The sequence below is a fragment of the Limnohabitans planktonicus II-D5 genome, assembly GCF_001270065.2.
Classification (GTDB): domain Bacteria; phylum Pseudomonadota; class Gammaproteobacteria; order Burkholderiales; family Burkholderiaceae_C; genus Limnohabitans_A; species Limnohabitans_A planktonicus.
Genome location: NZ_LFYT02000002.1, coordinates 118,732 through 143,924, shown reverse-complemented (window position 1 = coordinate 143,924; position 25,193 = coordinate 118,732). Strand labels below are relative to the sequence as shown.

Genomic DNA, 25,193 nt, shown 5'->3' with positions numbered 1-25,193 from the left:
GATGGCCGCACCGTGGACGAAGCCTGGAACGACTGCCTGGCGCACGACGCGCACCGTGCGCTCACCCAGGAAGAAGTCGTGCAGCTGTTGGGGCAGCTCAATTTGTCGAACCTCTTGCAATACGACCGGGGCGATTCGCAGGCGAGTTTGTTTGAGCGCTTTTCCAAGCGCAAAAAACGCGAGATGTGGGCACTGATGATGGGATTCCTGTCCATCAAGCTGCCCCTGTTTGACCCGGACCGCCTGCTGGCCAGAGCCATGCCCGCGATCCGCGTGGTCTACAGCCGTTGGGGCTTTGTGGTGTATGCCGCCTTGCTGTTCATGGGTGCCAAGGCCGTGATGGAAGAGTCCGACCACCTGTTTGACCAATCGGCCGGTCTGCTGGCACCTTCGAATCTGGGGCTGCTGTATGTGGGCTTTTTATTGTCTAAGGTGCTGCATGAAATCAGCCATGCGGCGGTGTGCAAGCTGTTTGGCGGCGAGGTCCACAAGATCGGCGTGATGCTGCTGTTTTTTGCGCCCATTCCCTATGTGGACGCAACCGCCGCCTGGGGTTTTCGCAGCCGCAGGCAAAGGGTGCTGGTCGGAGCTTCGGGCGTGGTGGCCGAGTTGGCCCTGGCCGCCTGCGCCGCCATGCTGTGGGCCCACACGGCGCCCGGCACGCTCAATGCGCTGGCCTACGACATCATGTTTGTGGCCAGCGTTTCGTCTGTGTTCTTCAACCTGAACCCCTTGCTGCGCTTTGACGGCTACCACATCCTGGTCGATCTGGTGGACATGCCCAATCTGTACCAACGCTCGCGCGAGCAAATGCGCTACCTGGCCGAGCGCTACATCCTGCGCTTGACCAACGCCCAAGCGGCGGCGCGCACGAGCCGCGAGGCCATTTTTTTGCCGCTGTACGGCGTGGCCAGCATCGTGTACTGGCTGCTGCTCATGTCCACGATCATTTTTTTCATCGCGGGTGAGTACCTGGATCTGGGCGTTCTTCTGGCGGTGGTGCTGTTCTTCACCGCGGCGGTGATGCCCTTGTACAAATTCATCAAGTATTTGCACAGCAACCCGCAGCTGGGTTACCAGCGGGGCCAGGCGGTGGCGATTTCGGCCGGGCTGTCGGTGCTGGTGCTGGGCACTTTGGGGGCGGTGCCCGTGCCTGACCAGATCCGCGTGACGGGCGTGGTCGAAGCGGTCCAGTCGCGCCAGCTGCACACCGAAACCGAAGGCTTCATGACCGAACTGCTGGCCCGGCCGGGTGCCGTGGTGCAAGCGGGGCAGCCCCTGGTGCGCCTGCACCACCCCGAGCTGGCCTTTGACATTCGGGGTGCCCAAATGCAGCGCGACCAGATCCTGTCGCAGGAAATCCAGGCCATCTCCAGGCACTCGACCGATTTGAGCGCGATCGAGCGTCAATTGCACGCGGTGGAGCAAACCCTGGCCGATTTGCATTACCGGCAAGCGGCGCAGCTGATCCGTGCGCCGATCACCGGCATCTGGAGCGCCAGTGAGCTGGACGCCAGCCACGGCCAATGGATGGCCCGGGGCGCGGCCGTGGGCACCATCGTCAACGAAGACCGCTGGCGTTTTGTGGCGGTCTTGCCGCAAGTGGCCAGCCATGTCTTCGATGACCGCATTGCCCGCACCGAGGTGCGCCTGCGCGGGCAAGAGGGCATCAACATCCCGGTGGCCGCCACCTCGGTCATGCCCTTTGAACAAGGCCAGCTGCCCTCCAAGGCGCTGGGCATGGCCGGTGGGGGCGATTTGGCCGTGTCCCCTTCGGACCCCCATGGTTTGACAGCGGCAGAGCCGTTTTTCCGCATCGAGTCGAGCTTCAAGGTTGATGCCGCAGGCCGTGACGCGCCCGTCTTCGTCCATGGCCGCATTGGCACCATGCGCATCACGCTGTCCAAGCGCCCCTTGCTGGTGCAGTGGGAGCGCAAGCTGCGTCAGTTCTTCCAGAGGAAGTTCCGCGTATGAACATGGCGGCACTGCCTGGCACTTTGTTGCCCCAGTCTGCAGCCCCTTGGGCTGACCGCGCCCCGGTGCTGGCGCGGGCCAGTTCGCTCGCGCCCATGGAGAAGCTGCCCGAAGGACTGGATGCCTTTTTTCATGGCCTGCAAGGGCATTGGCTGCGCTGGCGCAGTGCCCAACTGCCCCTGGCACAACAGGCCCAGGCCGCGCTCAAGGCGTGTAACGCGCTCGACGGTGTGTCGCCGCAAGACCTGCACGCTCGCGTGCAGCAGGCAGGCGTTTGCATGCGCCTGGACCCGCAGCAGGCCAAAGGCCAGCTGATTGAGGTGCTGGCCACGCTTGGCCAGGTGGCTTGGCGTGAGTTGGGCCTGAAGCCCTATGCCGTGCAGTTCATGGGGGCCTTGGCCATACACCGGGGTTTGCTCGCCGAGATGGCCACCGGCGAGGGCAAAACACTCACGGTGGGCATGGCCGGTGTGCTGGCGGGTTTGAGCGGGCGTGCCTGCCATGTGATCACGGCCAACGATTACCTGGCCCAACGCGACGCCGAAAAACTCACGCCCCTCTACCGGGGCTGCGGCCTGACGGTGGCCTCTGTCTTTGGTGAATTGGACGCCCAGGACCGGCCCGCCCGCTATGGGGCCGATGTGGTGTACCTGACCGCCAAAGAGTTGCTGGCCGATCACCTCAAGGACCAACTGGGGCCGGGCACACCAGAGCAGCTGAGCCAGCAGGCCTTTGCGCACTGGTTGCATCCCGAGCGGCCTGCCGCTGCGGACGGCCGTTTTTTGGTGCGCGGCTTGCACACGGCCATCGTGGATGAGGCCGACAGCATCCTGATCGACGAAGCCGTCACGCCGCTGATTTTGTCGGCACCGCGCGCCAGCAGCGGTTTGTCCGAGGCGGTCTTGCTGGTGTCTGCTTTGGCCGACACGCTGCAAGAGGGCCCGGATTACAGCATCACGCTCCAAAGCCAGAGCATCACCCTTTTGCCGTCTGCCCGTGAACGCCTGGCCAGTCAGGCCGAGCCATTGGCCGATCTGTGGCGTCCAGCGCCCCGGCGTGAAGAGCTCTTGCGGCAGGCCCTGATGGTGCGCCACTTCCACAAGCCCGGTCAGCACTATGTGGTGCAAGACGGCGAGGTGGTTTTGCTCGACGAGTTCACAGGCCGCATGACGCCCGGGCGCACCCTCACGGCCGGTCTGCACCAGGCCATCGAGGCGCGTGAAGGCCTTGCCATCACCGCCCCCAACGAGTCGCTGGCGCAGATGAGTTTTCAGGCTTTTTTCCGCTGCTTTCGCAAACTGTCGGGCAGCACAGGCACCGCCTGGGAAGCGGCCAGCGAGTTGTGGCGTGTCTACGGCTTACAGGTGGTGCGCATCCCCACGCACCGCCCGCGCCAGACGATTGACCGCGCGCCTGTGCTGGTCGAGCAGTCTGCCCACAAGTGGGCCGCTGTGGTGCAGGAAGTGCTGGCCGAACGTGCCAAGGGCAGGCCGGTGCTGGTCGGGGTGCGCAGCATCACCAGCAGCCAGCTTTTGGCCGAGCATTTGCAAGCGGCCCAGTGTCCCGTCAGCGTGCTCAATGCCCTGGCCCACGCCCAGGAAGCGGACATCGTGGCCCAGGCCGGAGCGCCGGGCCGGGTCACGATTGCCACCAACATGGCCGGTCGCGGCACCGACATTGGCCTGGGCGAGGGCGTGGCAGAGGCGGGTGGCCTGCATGTCATCGTGGCCGAAAGCAACGACTCGGCGCGCATTGACCGGCAGTTGGCGGGCCGCTGCGGCCGCCAGGGCGACCCGGGCAGCGTGTCGGTGTATCTGTGCCTGGCCGACGAATTGGTGCAGCGCCTGATGTCCCAAGGCCTGCGGCGCTTGGTGCTGATGGTGTCCAGCCGCCAGGGGGCAGGGCACCAGGCGTCGGCCCGCCCGTCCCTCGGCAGCCGGGTGGCGGCCTGGGCATTTCGCCGCGTTCAAAAGCGCGCCGAGCGCCAAGCCTTTTTGCGCCGTTGGTCCGTGCTGCGCTCTGACGACTGGATGGCCTCGGCCTTGCCTTTTGGCGGTCGCCGCAAAGGAGGCCCGGCATGAGCCCCTACATGGCCTGGCCTTGGACAGCGAAATCACCCCATGCCCGCCGCTATGGCTCGGCCCTGAACTGCATGCTGCAAGAAAGCCAAGGGCTGTCGTCTTCTGGCTGGGAAGTGTCGTGCCGCATCAGCCCCTCGGGCGCACGGGCTGACCGCCTGCTGCTGGGCTTTGCGGTGCAGGGCGCGGCCCGCTCCCGCATTGCCGGGCTGTCCAGCAGCATCGGCATGCCCGGGGCCATGGCGCAGTCGTTTGACGCCTATGCCCCCGAGGCCCGGCAAATCCTTTTGGCGGCCGACATGGGGCCGCACGGCGTGGAGCGCCGCGCTTATCTGGAGTTTTCTGCGCACCAGCGCCCCCCGGCGCAAGGCATCGTGATGCGCGGCTACAAGTGGCGTGTAGGCACCGATGCCCGCAGCGCTGACGATGTCTCCACCCGCATCTCCGATTACCTTCGCATCAAGATCCAGCCCAGCGACTTGTTGTCGTTTTTGCAGACCCTGCCCGGCGTGCCCGAGGTGGCACACCCGGCCTATGCGGTGGCCGACTTTGCCGTGCGCGAGGCTTTGGCGCAGCGCCCGGACTGGAACGGTTTTGAATATTGGGCCGTGACCGAGCAAGCCTCTGACAGAGGGTCTTGCTGCGTGCGCTTGCACGACAGCGGCTTGCACATGGGCGATCTGTGGCCCGTGGTTGCTTCACTTTTAGGCACCTGGTCACTCGACCGGACGGCCCACGAATTGTTGTTTTCAAAAATGGGTCATCGGCCCCTGGGATGGATCGCAGCGGGCGTGGACGCCCGGGGCGAACCTTTCGTGACTTTTTATTGTGATGCCGGACGCGATGACGCCCGTCAAGCGCTTGCAGCAGGAGGCTTCTATGAGTCGTGACAAAACCAAAAAAATAACCAAGCCCCCATTCGCCCTGAAGAAAAACAGGGTCCAGCTCGAAAAGCTCGAAGAGAGGGTGCTGCTGTCGGCTGAGCCGCTGCTGCAACTGAACAAGACCGTCACGCCCGTCACGGCCGACAACGTGGTGCTGGACCTGCGTGCTGGCACTGCCGTAGACAGCCAGCGCGACACCCTGATGTCTGCCGATGCCCTGTCTGCCCAGATCATCGATTTGAGCAAAGACATTGACCAGAATGCCGCTTTGCTGACCTGGGAGGCCGATGGCCTGATGAAATTGGGGCAGGGCGTGAATGGCCTGATGCTGGACCTGGGCGCGGGCAGCGACACCGTGCGCGTGAGCAACCTGGAAGATGGCCGCATCAAGGTCGCCAGCGACAGCCTGTATGACCTGGTGTTCGCCAAGCCGGTGAATTTCTTCGGCATTCGGGGTGGCTCGGGTGTGGACCGGGTGATTTTTGACAACACCCACCTTGGCGGTGCCGCCTTGAGCGTGGATGCCGAAAGCATCGTGGTGTCCGAAGGCAAAACCGTGACTGCCGGGCGCGACGTGGTGTTCCTGGCCATGGCCAGCATCACCCAAACGCCCAGCACCTCGACCGACGCCAGCGTCACCAGCTTGGTGGATGTGCAAGGCGCGCTGGTGACCAAGGGCTTGGTCACCTTGTCTGCACGTTCAGCGGTGGACATGAAAAGCGTGCTGAGCGGCAGCACGGCCAATTTGTCCTTGAGCGCCACGGCCAATGCGGATGCGCGCGTGGGCAAAGAGGGCTCGGTCAGCGCCGCTGGCTTGCAGGTGATCGCTACCACCGACATGCGTCTGGTGGCCGAACTCTCGGGCGTGAGCAGTGGTTTGTTGGCCTTGAGCGCCACACAAAGCAGCCATGCCGCCTTGCTGGGCAATGCCCAGGTGGTCATCGCTGCCCGCAGCGGCGACAGCGCACCCCAGGTGCTGGTCGAAGCCAGTGGCCTGACGCAGCTGCGGGGCGTGGTGGGCATGTCCGGCAACTCGGCCGAGGACACGATAGATCCCACCCGGGTGAATGGCACGATCAAGCTGGACCGTTCGGTGCTCGCCGATGTGGGCGATGGCACGGGCTCTGTGGTGGTGCGTGCGGCCGACGGCCAAGCTGCGCCCAGCTTGAGCGTGAGCGCCTATACCGGTGACCGCGCCAGTGGCGGGGTGTATGGCCAGATGGTGGCCTCACCCTATGGCGCACAGGCCAACACGATCAAGAACCGGGTGGGCGTGTTGGTGAACACCCCCAACTCGGACCCCAACAAGAAAAATGAGATCAATCTGGACCTGTCCCGCCTTGACCTGATGGCCATGGACCGGTCCACCTACACCAGCATTGGGCGCACGGCGCTCAACACCGGTGACACCGCCACCAGCAGCTTGCTCAAATCCGCCAATGTGAAGACCTCAGGCGCTGTGACGGCGGTCGCGCTGGATGCGGCCACTTTCAGCGCCACAGGCGGTGGCTACAAAGTTGACTTCACGGGGGATGGCACTCTGGGGGTGTCGCAGGCCGGTAACCTCGTGGTCGCCCAGGTCAGCAGCCAGATCGACAGCTCGAATGTCGATGCCTCCAACGTGTGGGCCTATGCCAAAGGCGCGCAAATCCTGAACGCCAAGATCAGCGCCAGTGAACTCGGTCCGATTTCATCGGGGCAGATCAATGAATGGGTGGACGTCAAAGCCCAGCGCGCCTGGAACCAGTTCAATGGCGGGGTGCAACTCGATATCAACGCCTCGACCTTGACGCTGTCGGGCGGTTTGGCTGCAGGCGCTTCTGCGCAGGCCAAGATCAAGGCCATCGCGCCTGCCGGGGCCATGCAGGCCAGCGTCTGGACGGGCCTGGACAAACAAGAGTCCTCGTACGCCCGCAACGTGGTCGGCTGGAGCGAGGAAAGCGGCAACACCCTGTCGCTGTCCAAACTAGGTGGTGGCGAGTCCGGGGTCGGCTCCGCGTATCTGGTGCAGGCCAATTTGCGCGACAGCAACGTCACGGCCAAGGATGCCGTCTCGCTGGAGGCCCAATCCAATCTGCAACTTGATGCCCTGACCGGCGCCCTGTTGGCCGGTACTGGCTCCGAAGCCGCAGCGGCCTTGCTGCTCAAAGTGGGGGCCACCGGTCTGGTGGCGGCCAATCGGCTGCGCTCTGACACCACAGCCCGCATCAGTGACTCCAAAAATGACAAGAAGCTGCAAGCCGGTGGTGCGGTGACTGTGACGGCCAGCGACGCTGGCACGGTCAATGCCTCGGTGGGCAGCTTGAGCTATGCCCAAACGAGCGCCAGTGGCAGTCTGGTGCTCAACGACCTCACGCGCACCTTGTTGGCCAAAATCGACACCACCTCGGTGGATGTGGGTTCGCTCCAACTGCAGGCGCTGGACACCGCCACCATCACAGCCAAGAGTGCAGGCACTTTGGAGGCCGATGGCGAGCAGGTTTTCACCGTTGACTCGGCTTTGGCCCATGAGGGCTCGGTCACCACCAACTGGCTCACGGGTTCGGTGCAAGCCCTTGTGGACAGGGTTCAGCTCAAGGCCGCAAGTGATGTGTCGCTCAAGGCCAGCAGCCAGGCCAAGTTCACGGCCGACAACCAGCTCAACTACCGCGATGCCGACGGCATTGCGCTGGCCTACAACCGCATCGGCAAAGCCAGCAGCGGTGTGCTCAAAGGTTCCCTGGATGATCTGCTCAAGGCCGAACAACCCACGAGTGAGGCCTACAAGGTCTCGGCCCTGCTGCAAGACGGCACCATCGAGGTGGGCGGGGCATTGGCTTTGCTGGGCGATTTGTCCATCACGGCCAGTGCCACGAGTGGCCTGACGAAATCCGAGCTGAGCGCGATCCTGGCACAAAACGCCAGCCAGGCGCAGGCTGAGGCCCGCATCAACATGACGGACAGCAGCACCCAGCACTACGTGGGCGGGCTGCTGAGTGTGGATGCCAAAGACGCCTCCAAATTCACCAGCTCCAGCGTGCTGGCCATCCTGGGGAACGTGAGCACAGGCGATATGGGCGCGCGCAATGAGGTGCGTCACCGTGCTGACGCCAAACTCAATCAGGTCAGCATCTCGACCGGTGCGGGCGTGCGTGTGCAGGCCGAGAGTTCGCAAGCCATTGATGCCACCCTCAAAGGCAAAATCGTCGGCTCATTCGGGGCGGGTGGCGATGTCATGGCCCTCAACACCATCCTGGGTGGCACCACGGCCCTGGTGCAAGGTGGACGCATCGACACGGCCGGTGATGTCAGCATCAAGGCCAGCAACCAAAGCAGCATCCAGGCCAACAACCAGGCCTCGGTCAGTGGTGGCGGCTCCAAGACCATGGTGCTGGCCTTCAACGTCATGGGCTGGGACGGCATGGCCTTCAACAAGCCCTCACGCGGCGATTACTCCTCGCCCGATCTGGGCACCGAAAAGTCGCTCGAAACGCTGGCCGGGATCATCAACGCCCCCGTCATGGCCGCCGGTCATCTCACGGTCAAGGCCACCATGCAGGCCGCCCAATTGGCGCGGGTTGCCGCTGACAACGATGCGGGTTTCTTTGGCGGTGGCGGTTATGTGACGGCCACGCACCGCATCAGCACCCGCACCGACGCCTGGATCGGCACAGCCGCGCAGGCCACACCGGTGGACGGGCGCACCCAGGTGCTCGATCTGCGGGTGGGGGGCAACCTCACGGTGCAGGCCGATGACCGCTCCAAGATTGACGCCTCGGTGGACCTGGCCAGCACCGGCGGGCTGGCCGCCGTGGGCGGCACCGTGGTGCGCAACTTCCTGTCGCAAAACGTGAACGCCACACTCGATGACCTGGACCTGTCCACGGGCGGCAACGTCACTGTCGATGCGGCCAATGAGGCCATCGTGCGCTCGATCCTGTCAGGGTCTGCGTCCACCGCCGGCGACACCTGGCCCGGGCTGGGCGGCATTGCGGTCAACAGCCTGATTGCCACCAACGTGATCTTGGGCAAACTCAATGCCACCATCACCGACAGCGATTTGGTCAGTCAGGGCAATCTGTCCGTGCTGGCCAACAACCGCTCGGCGATTGAATCCGACAACACGGCCAGCGCCAGCGGCAGCCTGGCTTCGGTCGGCGTTTTGTCGGCCTACAACAGCATGGGCTGGAAAACGCCCAAACTGTCCGACCTCACCGTGAGCAAACTGCTGAACAACGAAGGCACGCAAGACCCGCTCAATGCCCTGGCCCGTATCCGCAACACCGCGCTGACGGTGGCCGGTGATGCCACACTGGACGCGGCCCTGGCGGCCACGCTCAAAGCCCACATTGACAACTCATCCTCGGGCACCATGACCTCCGCGTCGGTGGGGCTGGTGATGAGCTCCAACCTGGTGGCCAGCTCGGCGCAGGCCGACATGCTCGACGCCCGCTCTGCGGTGTCCGGCGTGCCGGGCAAGGCCAGTGTGGGCGGCGCCCTGAGCATCCATGCCAGCAATGCCCCGAATGTGCAGGCAGAAAGTCTGCTCAAGTCGGGCAGCGGTGACCGCAGCAGCGGCGCCAACAACTCGATCAGCGCTGACTACGGCAGTGGGGACGGCACCCAAAGCATCAAGTTTGGCAGCAAAGTGCGCGTGGCCGAGAACTACCGCGAAGGCGGCGAGGGTGGGGCGGTCTACCGTTACATGGGTGGCGACACCGTGTCCCTGGATTTGGGTGCGCAAGACTACAGCGACGAGGGCTACTGGCTCCAGGAAGACCCCTCGGCGATGACCGAAGGTGTGGCCGGTTCTTTGCTGGGCTTGGGCAAGGATGCCTTGCAGGTGGTGGACCTTTACACGCGTGCGACTTCTGACGAATCGTGGACGGACATCAAGACCAAGAGCGTGGGCTCCATGGGCAAGGCTGAGGTGCAGACCCTGACCGTGACCCCGGCCGCCACACCCGGCGGTTCATTCAGTTTGGCTGTGGGCGACGTGGAAACCGGTCCGATCCAGCTGCTCAGCCTGGGCAAGCCCCAGGCCGAAGTGCAGACCCTGACCCTGGTCAATGCCGCCGATGCCGCAGAGTCCACGCTGGAAATTTCTTTGGCGGGCCAAGATGCCCAAACCTTGATGCTCGACGACACGGCGCTGGGCAACGCCATTCAATTGCAAGCCCTGCTGGAAACTTGGCTGGGCGTGGGCAACGTGCAGGTCACGGTGCAAGACAAGCAAGTGGCCGGTTGGGGTTTTGACATCACCCTGGCAGGCACCCTGGTGGGGCAAAACATCGGCCAAATCCAGGCCAAAGTCCTCACCTCGACCGGTGCCAAACATCTGGCCGTGCAAACGGCCACGCTGCGCCAGGGCATGGCCGCGCCCACAAGGGCCGATCAGGCTTTGCTGATTCAAGCCGCATTGCGCCAGGCCTTGGCCGAAAACGCTTTGACGGTCACCGCAGGCAGTGGCACCGACCAAACCTATACCGTCAGCTATGCCCTCGAGGGCGACCGTGCGCAGCTGCGCGCCATCCATCTGTCCAAGGGCCTGAAGATCGTCAGCGATACGACACAAGCTGGACAAGCCGCGGTGGGCAACATCTATGACGTGGCCTTGAAGGACCAGCAGTCGGACCAGAAGTTTGACCTGCAGTTCAGCTACAAGGGCAAAACCTACACGGCCAAAGGCATCGTGGCAGAGGCCTCGTCAGCACAGCTGCGCGACGCGATTTTGGGTGCCCAGGACGCAGACCTCAAAGCCTTCCGTGCGACTGGTTTGTCGGTGCTCGTGCAGCAAGTGCCCGCCGCGGGAGGCGGCACGCTGTGGAAAGTCACCTTTGGCCGGGATGCACAAGACCTGACGTCCTCCGATCTGAAGTTGCGCCGCAACTACCCGTCCTTCATGGGGGACATTGCCAACATGGTCTCCAATGTGTCGCTGTTTGGCGGGGCTTCATTCGGGGGCCTGGTTTCGCGCAACGTCGTCGATGGCCAGGCCGTGGCCCTGCTTCGCAAAGTAGATCTGACAGCGGGCGCGCTGTCGGTGACTTCCACAGACGAATCGGTCATTGAAGCCTACATCGACAGTGTGGCCACCTCCACCGGCAGTTTGATGGGGGGCGGCCTGGCCGCCAATGGCGTGATCGCTTTGAACACGGTCATGGCCCAAGCGTTGGCAGACATTGAAGCCAGTCAGGTCTTGACCCTGAGCGGTGATGTGGAGGTGGTCTCCAATGAAGACGCCACCATCCATGCCATCAACAAGAGCATGACCATGTCCGAAGGCTCCTCCATTGGCCTGACCATGGCGTTCAACACCGTGGGCTGGAAAGCCGATTCGGTGTGGAATTTGGGCAAGGAAGCCTTCGTGGGCAGCCAGATCGGCACCGAAGACCCCTCACGTTCGCGTGCCTCGGTCACTGGCTCCAGCATCGAATCGGCCGGGGCCATCACCATCGATGCGCTCACCACATCGGGCATTGATGCCCTGGTCAGCAACAAAACCAGCTCGGCCGATGGCCTGGCGCAGGGTTTGTTGAACCAGAAAAAAATGGAAAAGTTCAAGGGTTTCAAGACCGCCCAGAGCTTGAGCAGCATCAAGGTGGGTCTTGGTTTTGTGCTCAGCAGCAACTTGGTCAGCAGCGAATCCACGGCTTTTGTGGAAAAGGGCTCCAGCAAATTGGCGGCCAAAGGCGGTGGGCTCAGGGTCAGTGCAGCAGATAAAGCCAGCATTGAGTCCACCGCTGAGATCGTGCCTGAAGCCAGCAACACCCTGGGCAGCAGCGTGGTCAACCTCGCGGCCGATCAGATTGGTGCGTTCAATGTGGCCTTCACCGACCGCTCGGGCACCCAGCTCGTCACCGTGAACCAGGTGGTTCAGATCGCGCAAGCGGATTACAAATCCAGCGACATGCCCGAGCTCATGAAAAAAGGTCAGCGGGTGGAGTTGCTGCGCAGTGTGGGCGGCGGCACCTATGGCAGCAGCTATGAATATCTGGGCACCGAACCCCTTTTGAATGTGGATTTTGAAGCGCAGGACTTCACCGATGCCAGCAAGTGGCGCAAGGTGCTGGGCCAAGCAGGGCAGAAGTATCTGCGGGTTTGGGGGGGCTTGAGCACACCGATTGACCTGGGCAAGGAGGACTACGAAAACTCTGCAAACTGGATCGCCTGGGATGCCCAAGGCCTAGCCAAAGCCGGGTTTGAGGTGATGGGCGAGGTGATTGACTCCTTGACCAAATCCAAACTGGGTGGGGGCGATCAAAGTGTGTCCGCCGGTTTCGGTGGACTGGTCGTGCGCAATGACCTGCGCGGGGTGGTCGATGCCTATCTGGATGGCGTGCAGGCCAGTGCCCATGGCGACATCATCGTGCGCGCCACCGAATCTTCTGAAGTCAACGCCGAAGACACCAGCAGCGTGACGGCGGGTTCTTTGGGTTTGAACGCCGTGGTGGCCACCAACACTGTGCTGGGCAGTGCCAAGGCCTGGGTCAATGGGGGCAGCTTGAGCACCACGGGTGGCGGTTCTGTGCGGATTGCCACCAGCAACGAATCGGTCATCGATGCGACAGTGACCAGTGAAGTCTCTGCCACGACCTCGGTCGGCGTGGCCCTGGCCTTCAACACCATTGGCTACCAACCCAACAGCGTCTGGGATTTCATCAAGGACGCCTTCAGCGGCGGCGACTACACCAGCCCGCAAACGCTGCTGACCCTGGCCTGGACCGATGGCACGGCGGTGGATGCCGCAGGGTCCGTCAGTGTCACGGCCATCTCTTCTGGCACCGTCAAGGCGGAAATCGCCAACTCCGCCTTGGCCATCAACGCCGAATTCGGCCCGGATGCCAACGAAGAGACCGGCAAACCGGGCGAGGCCAACGCCATCAGCATTTCGGCGGCCCCGGTGGTCGCCATGAACAAGCTCAATGCGCAAACCAAGGCCTATATGGCCAACACCCCGAGCCTCAAGGCGGCGGGCAATTTGAGCATTGAGGCCAAAGGCACCACCGGCATCAAGTCCAAGGTCAGTGCTTCTGCCATTTCTGTGGCGGTGTCCAAAGATGGCAAGGGCGTGTCCATTTCTGTGGGCTTTGCCATGTCGCGCAACGAGGTGGACAACAACGTGTTGGCCTACCTGAGTGGTTCTGCCTCAGGAACACCCAAGGCCAGCATCGGCGGCGATGTCAGCATTTCGGTGGACCGCAGCGCCTCCATCGTGAGCGAAGGCACCGCCACGGCCATTTCGGTGGCCGCCAGCCCCAAGGGCGGGCCTGCCGTCTCGGGCGGTGCAACCCTGTCGTTCAACCTGATCAATGGCCTGGCCGATGCCTACCTCAGCAACATTGAGCTGGAAACCCTGGGCGCTGCCGGGAAAAACGGCGATGTGCGCATCAAGGCGCTCAACGACGCCGAGATCATCGCCCGTGTGCTGACCATTTCTGCGGCGGTGTCGGTGGCGGGCAGTGCCCCTGCGCCTGCGGTCTCGCTGGGCGTGTCGGTGGCCAAAAACATCATGGGCGCCGACGTGGTGGACACCACCCACGACTACAAAGCTTCAGCCTACAACAAGGTCAACAAGCTGACCGAGTTGCTCAAGGGCAAGAAAGTGCTCAAGGACACCGGCGTGCTGACCCAAGAGGTCTACGAGTACCTGGGCGACACCCTGAGCAACAAGGACGGGATCGACCTGATCAACCAGAACTACAGCGATGCGGGTGTCTGGCGTGTGCTCAGCTACACCCCTAAAAAGGCATCGACCCGTGCACGCATCGATTCGGCCAGCGTGAATGCCGCCGGGCTTTTGCAGGTGGATGCCTCGGGCAGCTCTTTCATTGAGGCGAATGTGCGCACGGGCTCGGCGGCCGTGGGCGCTGCAGGTGGCAACGCCATCTCGGCCAGTGCGGCGGGGGTGTATGCGGAAAACCGCATCAACTCTGGGCTGGAAGCCTTGATCGGTGGCACCGGCACGGCCCGCAAGGTGCAGGCCGACAGTGTCAGCGTGACGGCCCGCAACCAGGGCTCCATCGACGCCATGGCCGGGGCGGCCTCGTTGTCCGCCTCCTTGTCGGGCGGCTCGGCCATTTCGGTCTCAATCGGCTTGTCGCTGGCCTTCAACAGCATCGAAGGGGATGTGCTGTCCAATGTGGGTCTGGTGGACCTGCAGGCGCGCGACGGCCAAGTCACGGTGGACGCCCGCTCGGGCGGCGTGCAACTGCTCAGCGGCCAATGGAGCGCCCTGCAAGCCAAGGGCGTCACCGCCGACATGCTCAACAGCGCCGCCAATGCGGGCGCAAAAACCAGTTACACCAGCACATCGGGTCAGTACCCATGGGACTACCTGAGCACCGAAGGGCTCACCAAGCTGAACCCCTTCGATTGCGTTCGTCTGGCGTCCGGCGAGATCTATGAGTATCTGGGTGACTTTGGCACGACGCTGGACCTGTCCAAGCAGGACTATGTCAACGGTAAGGACTGGAAGGATGTCACGGCGGACCCCCGCACCCTGCGTGCGGGCTACACCGTGCGGGTGGATGCGCTGCACACCGCAGGTGGCCAGGTGGGCAAGGTCTACCGCTTCATTGGCGGGGCCGTGAACTTTGGCACGGCCGATGGCAAGGTTCTGATCTCGCAAGATCAGCGCGTGCGGGTGGACAGCAACTACGAAGACAGCGGCTTGCTGGGCAAGATTTACAAATACATCGGCTCAGGCAATGGGCAACCGATGGATTTGCGCGATGCCGACTTCAAGGACTCCGACCTGTGGCAAGAGGACAAGACTGAAAAAGAAATCAGCCTCTGGAAAGAAAACTTTGCCAACACCGCCCGCTGGGAGTTGGCCACCGAATTCACCGATGAGGCCAGTCTGGCCCTGATCAGCAACACCTTGCTGGATCTGGGCTTGAAGCTGTCCAGCATCGAGACCATGCGCCCGGATGCCTTGTACAAGAGCACGGCGGGTCTGAAGTGGGATTACCTGAGCAGCCAGGCCACGCCTCAGAAAATCCAAGAGGACGACCAGGTGGGTGTGGCCAGTGGCGCACTGGCAGGCCATGTGTACCGCTACATCAGCACCACCGAGCGCAAGCTGGACCTGACCAAAGAGGACTTCACCAAGACGGACCGCTGGAAGCGGGTGACGGCTGACAAGACCGAGATGCGCAAGGGCTACACCGTGCAAGTGGCCGACCAGCACAAGGCCGGGGGCATCGCCGGTGTGGTGTACCGCTACATAGGCAAGAACAAGCTGGAACTGGACCTGTCCAAGACCAATTACCTGGACAGCCAAAACTGGGAAGAGGTCAAGCCGGTGCTCGACATTTCCATGATCGAAGCCGGTCAGCGCTGGATGATCCACGACGGCGCGGGCAGGGCCTATACCCTGACCCGCACCGATGATGGCCAGTTCACCATCACGCGCAATGCCATCAATGCCACCTCGGTGGCCGCTTCGGCCGCCATCAGTTTTGGCGGTGGCAATGCGGTGGCCATCTCGGGCGCGGGTGCAGTCGCCATCAACTCGGTCATGGGCTCGACCGATGCCGTGTTGCGCCAAGCCAAAGTGGTGGCCAAGGGCGATGTGGTGATCCAGGCGCACAGCGACGCCTCGATTTCTTCGCGCATTGCAGCCCTGTCTGCGGCCATTGCGGCAGGCGGTGGCGCAGCCGGTGTGGGTGCCTCGATTGGCGTGTCCGTGGCCCGCAACCTGATTGGTCAGGAAGGCTTTGGCGCCGTGGGTGACGCGGCCATTGCGACCACCCGCGCCTTGGTGATCGACTCCAGCATCACCTCGGAGGGTGACCTGAAGATGAAAGCGGCCTCCCAGCAGACCATCTCGGCGCTGGTGGTGGCCGGGTCTGCCGCTGTGGGGGTGGGCAGCTCCGCCGGGGTGGCCGCCAGTGGCTCGGGCGTGTGGGCGCAAAACCAGATCGGCATGCGCATTCAGGCCGGTGCAGACACGGAAACGGCGTCGGGCACATGCCCGAGCCGCATCGCCGTGCGCAACGTCAGCATCCTGGCCGACGACGATTCACGCGTTGACGCCCATGCGGGCGCGGCCTCCATTGCCGCCTCGTTTGGCGGCTCGGCCGGTGTGGCCGTCTCGATTGGTGTGTCTTTGGCGCGCAACATCATCGACACCGTGGTGTTGGCCAGCTTGCGCGGCGCGCAGCTTGAGGCCAAGGGCACGGTGGATGTCAAAGGCAGCTCCAGTGCCAGCATCACCGTCAAGGCCTGGGCCGCTTCGGTGGGCGCCGGTTTTGGTGGCGCTGCTGGTGTGGGCGTCAGTGGCGCAGGTGCGTCTGCCCTGAACGTGATCCTGGGCGATGTGTTCGCCAAGGTGGACGACAGCGCCATCCGCGCAGCGTCCGACGTGAGCGTGAACGCGCAGGCCACCAACCGCATCACGGCCTTGATCATTTCCGCCTCGCTGGGCGTGGGTGGGGGCGGCTCGGCCGGTGTGGGGGCCTCGATTGGCGTGGCCCTGGCGCGCAATTACATCGGTTATGACCCCGAAGGTTTTGACGGTGAGGTCACCTACACCTCGGGCACCAGCAAACCCACGCAGATCAAGAAGGGCGATTTGATTCGCCTGGCGGCCAATTCAGGGCCCCGCGCCAACGAGGTCTACGAATACATCGGCTCTGAGACCCTGAAAGCCACCACCAAGGACGGCAAGGTGCAGGAGCTGATCCTGGTCCAGGACTACGCCGACACCAAAAAGTGGAAGCAGCGCGTGGGCACCTCGGCCAACCGCATCATCGCCTCGGTCAACAACGCGTCCATCACGGCGCTGGACGATGACACGCTGACGCTGGACCTGAGCGTCAAGGCGGACACCGCGCAAACCATTGAATCGCAAATTGTCTCGGGCTCGGTGGCCCTGGCAGGCGGCGGGGCTGCAGGCGTGGCGCTGAGCGGCGCGGGCGCTGCCGCCAGCAACCAGGTGGGCTCGCAGACGCAGGCCGCCATCACCAACACCACCGGCAAAGGGGTGGATGTGGACGGCGCCATCGTGGTGGACGCGCAAGACCGCTCGACCATCAAGACCACGGTCACTGCCGTTTCGGTGGCGGCTTCTTTTGGCGCTGCAGGCGCTTCCGTGGCACTGTCCGTGTCCTTGGCCGACAACCAGATCAACAGCACCATCACCGCGCTGGTGGACAAGGCCTTGCTCAAGACGGCCGACAGCATCACGGTCAACAGCTACGACAAAGCCAAGATCGATTCGTCCTCGACCGCCGTGGCCGTAGCCGTGGCCGCCAGCATTGGCGGCTCGGTCGCTGGTGGGGGGGCGCATGCCTTCAACACCATCAACACCGTCACGCAATCGCTGATTGACCAAAGTGGCGCGGACAAGCTGAGCACCACCGAGTCGGGCAAAACCGAGATCACGGTGGGCAAGACGCTCACCGTCAAAGCCCTGGGTGAATCCATCTCCAAGGCCGAAGTCAACGCCGCCGCTGCCAGCTTTGGCCTGGTGGCCGCCGCTGCCGCAGGGACTGCGGCAGAAAACACGCTCACGCCAACAGTCAAGGCTTCGGTGCGCAACAGCGACATCAACGCCCATTTGCTCACGGGCAAGGTGGACATATCGGCCACCGCCAACCAGACGGCCGATGCGCGCAGTGCGGCGCTCAGCGTGTCTTCGGGTGCGTCCATGGGCATGTCCTCGGTCAAGGCCCGGGATGCCGGGGCCGTGATTGCCGAGCTGGGCGACGATGTGAAAGTGGTTGCGGCCGTGTTGAACCTCACGGCCAGCGCGCGTGATGAGGTGTTCCAACGCTCCAACGCCTCTTCGGGCGGTTTGTTCCTGGGGGCTGCGGGCGCGTATTCCAGCCTGGAAATTGTGGGCACCACGCGTGCGGGTATCGGGGATAAGGCCGATCTGGGCGTGGGCTTGCTCAACATCTGGTCCACCCGCACGCAAAGCTTTGATGCCACCGCCCTGAACGTGGCCGTGGGTTTGCTGGCTGGCAGTGGTGCCACCATGGACACTTTGCTCACGGGCACCTCGGATGTTGCCATTGGCAAAAACGGCAAAATCGTGGCCGGCACGATTACCATCCGGGCCGACAACCAGGCCGACAAGAACAAGTATTCGGCCAGCGGTGAATCGCTGCGATCGGGCGCAGGCGGCCTGGGCGCTTTGACCTCGCTGGGCATCACCACCGAAATCGGCAAGAGTGGCCAGAAATACGGCGCGCAAGTCTCGATCGGTGATGGCACCGAGATGACGGTGTCTGCAGCGGCAGGCAAGACCGGCAATTTCACGGTGTCCACGTACACCCAGGCCGACATCACCGACAAAGTGCGCATTGACGCCATTGGCGGGCTGAACCTGTCCAATGCCATCGTCAACCAAACCTCCGAGATGGTCTCGAACATCAAGGTGGGCACGGCCAAGCTGCGCAACTTGAGCGGTGACCTGAACCTGTCCACTCGCACCGATGCCGACCTGACCGCGGGTGCCAACGTGCTGTCGGTGTCCATGTATGCCCTGGGCACTTCGCTGTCCACCTCCACGCTCCAGTCGGACAACACCATCCAACTCAATGGCTCGGAGCTGTTGGGCAACGAGGTGCAGCTGTACGCCGGGCAAGACCGCGCGCGCGCATCGAACGTGCTGGGCACCACCGCGCAGGCAGACATGACCATGCTGGCCTGGGGTGTGGGCGTGCCCATTGCCACCTCGAAAGTCATTGAAAACAACCTGATTGATGTCACCGGCAAGGCCAAAATCCGTTCCGTGGGCAATGTGGTCATGCTGGCCGAGCCCGGCGTGGGCGAGGACAAGCGGGCCACCGCACAAGGCAAAGCACTGATTTTCCCGGTGGTTTTCCCCTTGGACTCGGTGCTCCACAAAGATGTGGACAGCAACAACACCGTGCGCCTGGGCGATCAGGTCACGGTGGAAGCCGGCATCAATTACAAAACACTGGTCCAGTTGCTGCCTTATGAAGTCAACAACGAGACCAAACTGGCTTCTGACCGTGTAGGCACAGACCTGACCGACGCTGAAAAACTGGCGCTGGGGCTCGATATCGCTCAGCAGTACCACTACGCTGCGCTGGACCTGGAAGACGTGGCCTTGTCGGTCAGCTACGGTGCCATCGTCGAGGTGGTGCCAGGGGCGTTTGGCAAAGGTGTGGCCGGCCAGGCCTACCGTTTCATCCCCGCAGGTGGCCCCACCGTGGAAGAAAACCTGGTGCTGGAAAAAGAGGATTACACCGACACCAAGCGTTGGGAAGTGATCTCACCGACCCAAACCTTGACCGGCAACGAGACCACCCTGACGGTGGCTGCAGGCCACACCGTGCGCACTTCGGATGGCCGCTGGTACCAGCGCATGGGCGCAGGCATCAGCTTTGACCCGCGCATCGCCACTTATGGCGAATCCGAAGGCTGGCGTGAGCTGGACGTCTTGAGCAGTGACAAGGGCAAAGCCTTTGCCTTGGCGCTGAGCGACGATTTCTACATCGTCAAGCCCAAAGACCTGGCCTTGCCCAAGCTGATTTACGGCAACGTGGCCAACCAGCTGTTTGAAGACCGCGCCAAGGTGCTCGGCTGGATGCAAAGCCATGCAGGCAATGCCGAAGCGATTGCCCGTTACCAGGCGCTGCTGACCACCATCAATGACCAGATGAGCAAGCTCGGCCTGAGCGAAACCGATGCGGCCACAGGCGCGGTGTCGGCACGCGACAGCTTTGACGTGCTGACCTTGCGCATGCCTTCCATCCTGGCCTCGGCCGGGCTGATCTCGATCAAGGCGGACACCGCTTCGCAAGCGGCCATCAAGACCGCCATCGACGCCAAACGCCTGGTGGCGCATGGTGAGGCCAACATCACCGTGGTCAACAAGACCCCGTTTGGTCTGGAGATCAACGACATCGGCATTCAGAAGACCGGTGGCACCGAAATGGTGGACGGCAAGCGTGTGCTGCTCAACCCGGGGGCCGTGTATTTCAACGCCAAGGCCCTGACGCCTGAAGATGCCGTGGGCGACAGCGTGATCAGCATCACGCAAGAGGCCTATCCCACAGGCTGGTACACCTCGCTCAAGGATTTCACGCTGCCCAAAGCGCCCCAAGACATCAAGGTGGTGGGGCGCATCGTCAACGAAGACGGTTTGCTCAAACTCACCAATAGGAGTGGCAGCATCAACGTGGTCGGCGAGTTGCGTGCAGGCACCATCGAGCTGGCGGCCACCGGTGACTTCAACCTTTCGAGCGACGACTGGTACCACACCGGCCGCGATCCGCGCCAGTACGTGGATTTCAATGCCGTGTTTGGACAGAGCGTGTTCAACAACGCCGGACTGCCCAAATCGCTCAGCCTGAACGCCAGCGACGCACGGCTGCAGTCCTTGATGGATTCGATCACCTCAACGGCCAAGTCCGCCAAGGTCTTTGCCATGGGCGATGTCAACATCAATGCCCGCTACCTGAACATCGACGGCCTGGTGCAAAGCGGGGTGGACAAGATCGAGCTGACCATCAGCAAAGACTTCAACCCGACCGAATCGGTGAGCTTCACCGACGCCAAGGGCAACATCCAGAAAGGGCTGAGCTTTGGTGAGGGCGGCTTGGCTTCGGTCACCGGTGCCTTTGACTACAGCAGCAAGAAAATCAGCCTGAACCCGATCAAACCGCAGGGCGGCAAGATCAACCTCACGGGCACCATCCTGAGCACCGGCAATGGTCGCTTGCGCGTGGCCAGTGGCTACACCTCGGTGGTGATCGACAACCAGACCGACTTTGCGCTGGAAGTCGACGAGATCGACGTGTCGCAAAACCGGGTGGGTGTGATCACCATCACCGACAGCAACACGCTGGAGCAAAAGAAATACACCTACCAGGACGGCCAGGTCACCCAGGAAACACGCAAGGGTGTGCTCAAGCCCGCCAACGGGGCGGGCACGGTCTCGTCCATCTCTTACACGGCTGTGGGCGACCCGGTCGTGCAGTCCGCCAGCGATGCCCTGAGCTACCAGCCTGCGCTGGGGCGTTACTACGTCTGGACCGAAGGCCAGGCCAAGACCAGCACGCGCTTGCAGATCTACAAGAAAGAAAGTTTCAACCTGTTCGGCTTTGACTGGGATGGTCTGGTGCCCGATGAAAAGGCCGACTCGACCACCACGCGCTTCACCGACGGCACGCCTTTGCTGGAGTCCGAGCTGGCCGTCAATCTCAGCCGCAACGATTACTTGTTTGTGCAGTACGAACAAAAACGCAACGCGGCTGTGGACATGGTCAAGGACAAGTCGCAAGTGCGCGATGTGTCCAACAACAAGTTGTACCTGTATGTGGGTGACAACGCCGCCGTCAATTTCCCACTGACCGATTTCAGCGACAAGAGCAAGTGGAAAGAACTCGAAACCCTCAAGGGCGGCGCCCGCATGCTCGACAGCGAAAGCGTCACGGCCAACCCCTTTGACGCGTCCAAGTGGGTCTACACCTACCAGGCCACGGCCAGCAGCCCCTGGAAAAAGGAAGACGGCACGGTCTGGCTGGCCAAGAAAGCCCTGGACCGTTTTGACAGCACCTACCAGAACGAGGACATCACCATCGACGGCCCGACCACCACGGGCGGCGGCTGGCTGCGCAAGAAGACCATCACCACCAAGGTGACCACGGTCACCGGCTTGAAGGACTTCTACACCTACAGCCTCAAGGCCGATCTGCCGGTCGCGATTGAAACGGCCCAAGGCCCCAGCGATCCTCGCATCAGCATCACCACCGTGGGCAAGATGGTGCTCAAAGGCAGCGTCAACTTTGGCGATGCCACGCCGCTGGCGCAAGCCAACGATGACCAGCCAGAACCCTTCACCCCCATCTCCTTGGCCGCCGACGCGATGGAGATGACCGGCAACGTCACCTTCGTGGGTGCCTTGCCCAGCATCAAGGCCAAAGGCAATATCACCCTCACCGTGACGGACCCACGCGGACGCCTGAACGTTCAGTCCACGGGCAACATCACGGTCCATGAGATCGCGGGCAAGAACAAGGCCGAAATCAAGATCGGCCAAGTGGTGGCCGCCACCTTCGGCTCAGACAGTCAGGTGCTGACGGCGGGCAACATCACCATCAACGCTCTCCATGGCTTGAATGGCTCGACCTTCACCTCGCGGGTTTTTGGTGCCACGGTGCAGCTCGATGGGGGCGCCGGTTCAATCGTTGCCCGCGTGGACAGTGCCGTCATGGGCAAGGGCGGGCTGGCTGCCCGTGCGCAAGGCAGCATCCGTGTGCAGGAAACGGCAGGCGACATGCGCCTGATCACGCCCGATGCCTGGAAAGACGCGAGTGTCTCGATCCTGTCGGTGGGCAATTACGACGTGCAGCTGGAGGCGCGCTATGGCGCCATTCTGGACGCCGCCTACGAGCGCGGCACCGTGGACCCTGCGGACGTGGCTGCGCAGATGGCCCAGGCCGGTTTCTCCGAAACCGAGCTGGCCAAGGCGGGCTTGCCCACACTCGACCGCATCCAGGAACTGGCCCAATACCCGGTGTCTGCCGACCTCATGGCTGCCATTTACCCGCACAAGGCCACGTCCGCAGCCGCGACCACTGGCCCTGAACGGGTGAATGTGAAAGGGAAAAACATCACGCTGATTTCGCAATCCTCGGAAGGCGGCATTGGCCGCTCCACGGACCGCATCACCGTGATCAACCCGGACCAGCTGGACAAGCAACCCGCTTACATGCTGGCCGCCATATCCAAGGCCTCTCCGCGGGACATCGTCTCGGTCCAGTACCAGCGCTATGAGTGGATGGGCGATGAGGGGACCTTGGACCTGTCCACCGAAAGCATCTTCGCCCTCGAGGGTTGGCGTCTGGTGGACGCCTCCGAAGTGGCCAAGGGCGATGTGCCCGTGCTGGCTTCGACCGATGGCGTGCGCGAAGTGCGCAAAGGTCAGTGGGTGGAAAACCGCCGTGAAGTGCTCAGCCTGGTTTTGCAGGTCTGGGACGACGTGAACATCGACGCCTCGGGCGTGGTGGCGGTCAACAGTTCGGGCGACGTGGTGCTGGCCGCTGCGGGCGATCTGCGTGTGCGCAACGACAACGACTTGCAAGTCAGCGGCATCACCTCGGGTGGCCGCATGCATTTGCAAGCCGCGGGTGCCATCACGGCCCAGGGCGGCGTGGGTGCGACCGGCCTGGCGCTCTTGCGCAGCGCGGGGGACATGTGGCTGGTGGCACAAGGCACCAAAGGTGAGTTGGGCGGCGGCATCCAGAGCACCACCGGTGCACTCACCATCAACCTGGGTGACCATGGGCAAAAACTGCCTGGCGACGATGGCTGGAACAAAGGTGTTTTGACTGTTCAGGCGGCGGGCGATGTGGTGCTGGCTGAAGTCAGTGGCGATTTGCTGCTGTCCAGTGTCCAGTCCACGCTGGGCGATGTGCAGTTGACAGCTTTGGACGGCAGCATTTTGGCGTCCGCTCGTGCGGAAGATGCGGGCCAAGTGCACCTTCGCGGCGACAAGGTCAGCCTGACGGCCGGCACCGCTGGCGATCTGGCCAACCCGCGCAGTCTGGGCACGCTGATGGCGGCCCTGCGCATGGATGCCAACACCCTGGAGGTCACGACCCACACCCGCTTGAGCTCAGCCATCGCGATCAACGATGTGGACGATCTGAGCCTGACGGCACTGAAGGTCAACAGCGATGCCCGCATTTTGCTCAAGGCCTCCGGCGATCTGACGCTGGACACGGACTTGACCTTGGCGTCGGACCCCGACAGCGTCTTGCGCATGGCGTCGACCACTGGCGATCTCCACTTCAAGCGCAGCATTCGGGTGGGCGAGGGCACCTTGCACCTGCAAGCGGCTGGCGACATCGTGCAGGACACGGCCACGAACATCGAACACCACAGTGGCAATTTGCTGGTGCAGGCCGGTGGTTCTTTCTTGCAAGCGGCCCAAGCGAGCATCGTGCTGGCCGCACGCGCCAACACCGAAAAACCCGCAGGCCATTTGCGCCTGCAGGTGCTCAAGGACATCGTGCTCGAGCGCATCGATGCGGGCGATGGCACCGTGGCCTTGCTGGCCGGTGGCAGTCTCAGCGAAGTGCAGGACGATGCGGCCGACGACGTCCTTGCAGGCCAGCTCCTGGTGGACGTGGGCGGTGGCGTGGGCCATATGGGCCGGCGTCAGGACAAGCTGGAAATCGGGGTGGATGTGCTGGCCTTGCGGGCCGGTGCGTCGGTCTCGCTGCAGGCCAGCCGGGCGCTGGCGCTTGGGGTCGTGGACGGGACGTTCAAGTCTGTGGATGACATCGAGACCACCGCAGGCGGCAATGCCGTTTTGGGTGGCACTTTGAGCACACAAACTGAAAGCCTTGCCGGCTTCACGGTGGGCAGCCAGGCCCACACGGCCAGTGCCGTGGTGCGGGTGCTGGTGGGCGGTCTCACGCTGGCCAAGGATGTCAGCATCTACGGCGGCAATGCCTTGTTGTCTGCAGAAGACACGGGTGCCATCCTGAACGTGGCCAATGGTGTATCGGTGCGTTCCTACGGCGGTGCGATGAGCCTGAGCGGTGGCGGCACCTTCACTTTGGGTGAGGGCAGCACGGTCAACAGCGGCGGAGGCGATCTGGTGTTCCAGGCGCGTACCGGCGACCTGAGCATGGCCGCTACGGCCAAGGCCTTCACCGAAGGCGGCAACATCTTGCTGCTGTCCGAGCAAGGCAAACAGGGCGTGACTTTGGGGCAGGTGGACGCCAGCCTCACAGACGGGGCCTTGAAGATTGACGGGTCCATGATCTCGGTGGTGGCGGGTGCCGGTGGCATCCAAAGCGCAGAGAACTTTGCAACCCTGGCCAGCGATGCCTGGAACCTGACGGGCTCGGCTGTCGAGTTGTCGGCCGTGACCGGCATCGGCGGCACGAGCGACGACACGGTTTTGCGCACATCGCTAGACCGCATCAGCGCGACCACCGAAAACGGTGACATTCGCCTCGTGGAAAAAGACGGTCTGGTGGTGGGGAGCTTGCCGCCTGCGGCACTGAACACCGTGAGCCAGGCAGGCCTGGTCAGCCGAGGTGTGCTGTTTGAAGGGCCGCGTTCGGGTCTGCGCAGTGGCGTGGCCGGTGCGGTGTCCATCACGGCACTGCTCGGTCAGATCGAGGTGCAGGGCAAGCCCGCCCTTCAAGGTGGCGCGGGCATTTTGGCCGGTTCGGGCGGCTTGACGCTGCGCGCCCTGGATGGCGCAACCGGCAACATTCTGATCAACGCCGACTTGCGCACCTCGGGAGCTGGGGTGATTCAGCTCTTGGCGGGCAAA

The 25,193-nt window shown here is 63.0% G+C and carries 4 protein-coding genes (2 of these 4 only partly in view); all 4 read left to right on the top strand.

Annotated features, from left to right (window positions below):
* Tightly spaced (each overlapping or abutting the next), the 4 genes in view from H663_RS22390 to H663_RS22375 form a layout consistent with a single transcriptional unit that may run on beyond the window.
* Positions 1-1,974, top strand: partial view of a hypothetical protein gene (locus H663_RS22390; RefSeq protein ID WP_053176077.1) — the 3' portion only. Its footprint begins 201 nt before the window's first position; 1,974 of the gene's 2,175 nt are visible here — the last part of the coding sequence; its start codon lies off the left edge, out of view; it ends in the stop codon at positions 1,972-1,974.
* Positions 1,971-4,055 carry a preprotein translocase subunit SecA gene (locus H663_RS22385; RefSeq protein ID WP_053176078.1) on the top strand — a complete coding sequence of 695 codons (2,085 nt, stop codon included), beginning with the start codon at positions 1,971-1,973 and terminating at the stop codon, positions 4,053-4,055. The genes H663_RS22390 and H663_RS22385 overlap by 4 nt, the downstream gene beginning before the upstream one ends.
* A complete protein-coding gene (locus H663_RS22380) occupies positions 4,052-4,942 on the top strand; it encodes a hypothetical protein (protein WP_053176079.1) in 891 nt (296 codons plus the stop codon). The genes H663_RS22385 and H663_RS22380 overlap by 4 nt, the downstream gene beginning before the upstream one ends.
* Positions 4,932-25,193 carry the start of an LEPR-XLL domain-containing protein gene (locus tag H663_RS22375; protein WP_053176080.1) on the top strand. The gene runs 22,308 nt beyond the window's last position, so only the first 20,262 of its 42,570 coding nucleotides appear in the window; the start codon lies at positions 4,932-4,934; the stop codon falls past the right edge of the window. Before H663_RS22380 ends, H663_RS22375 begins: the two co-directional genes overlap by 11 nt.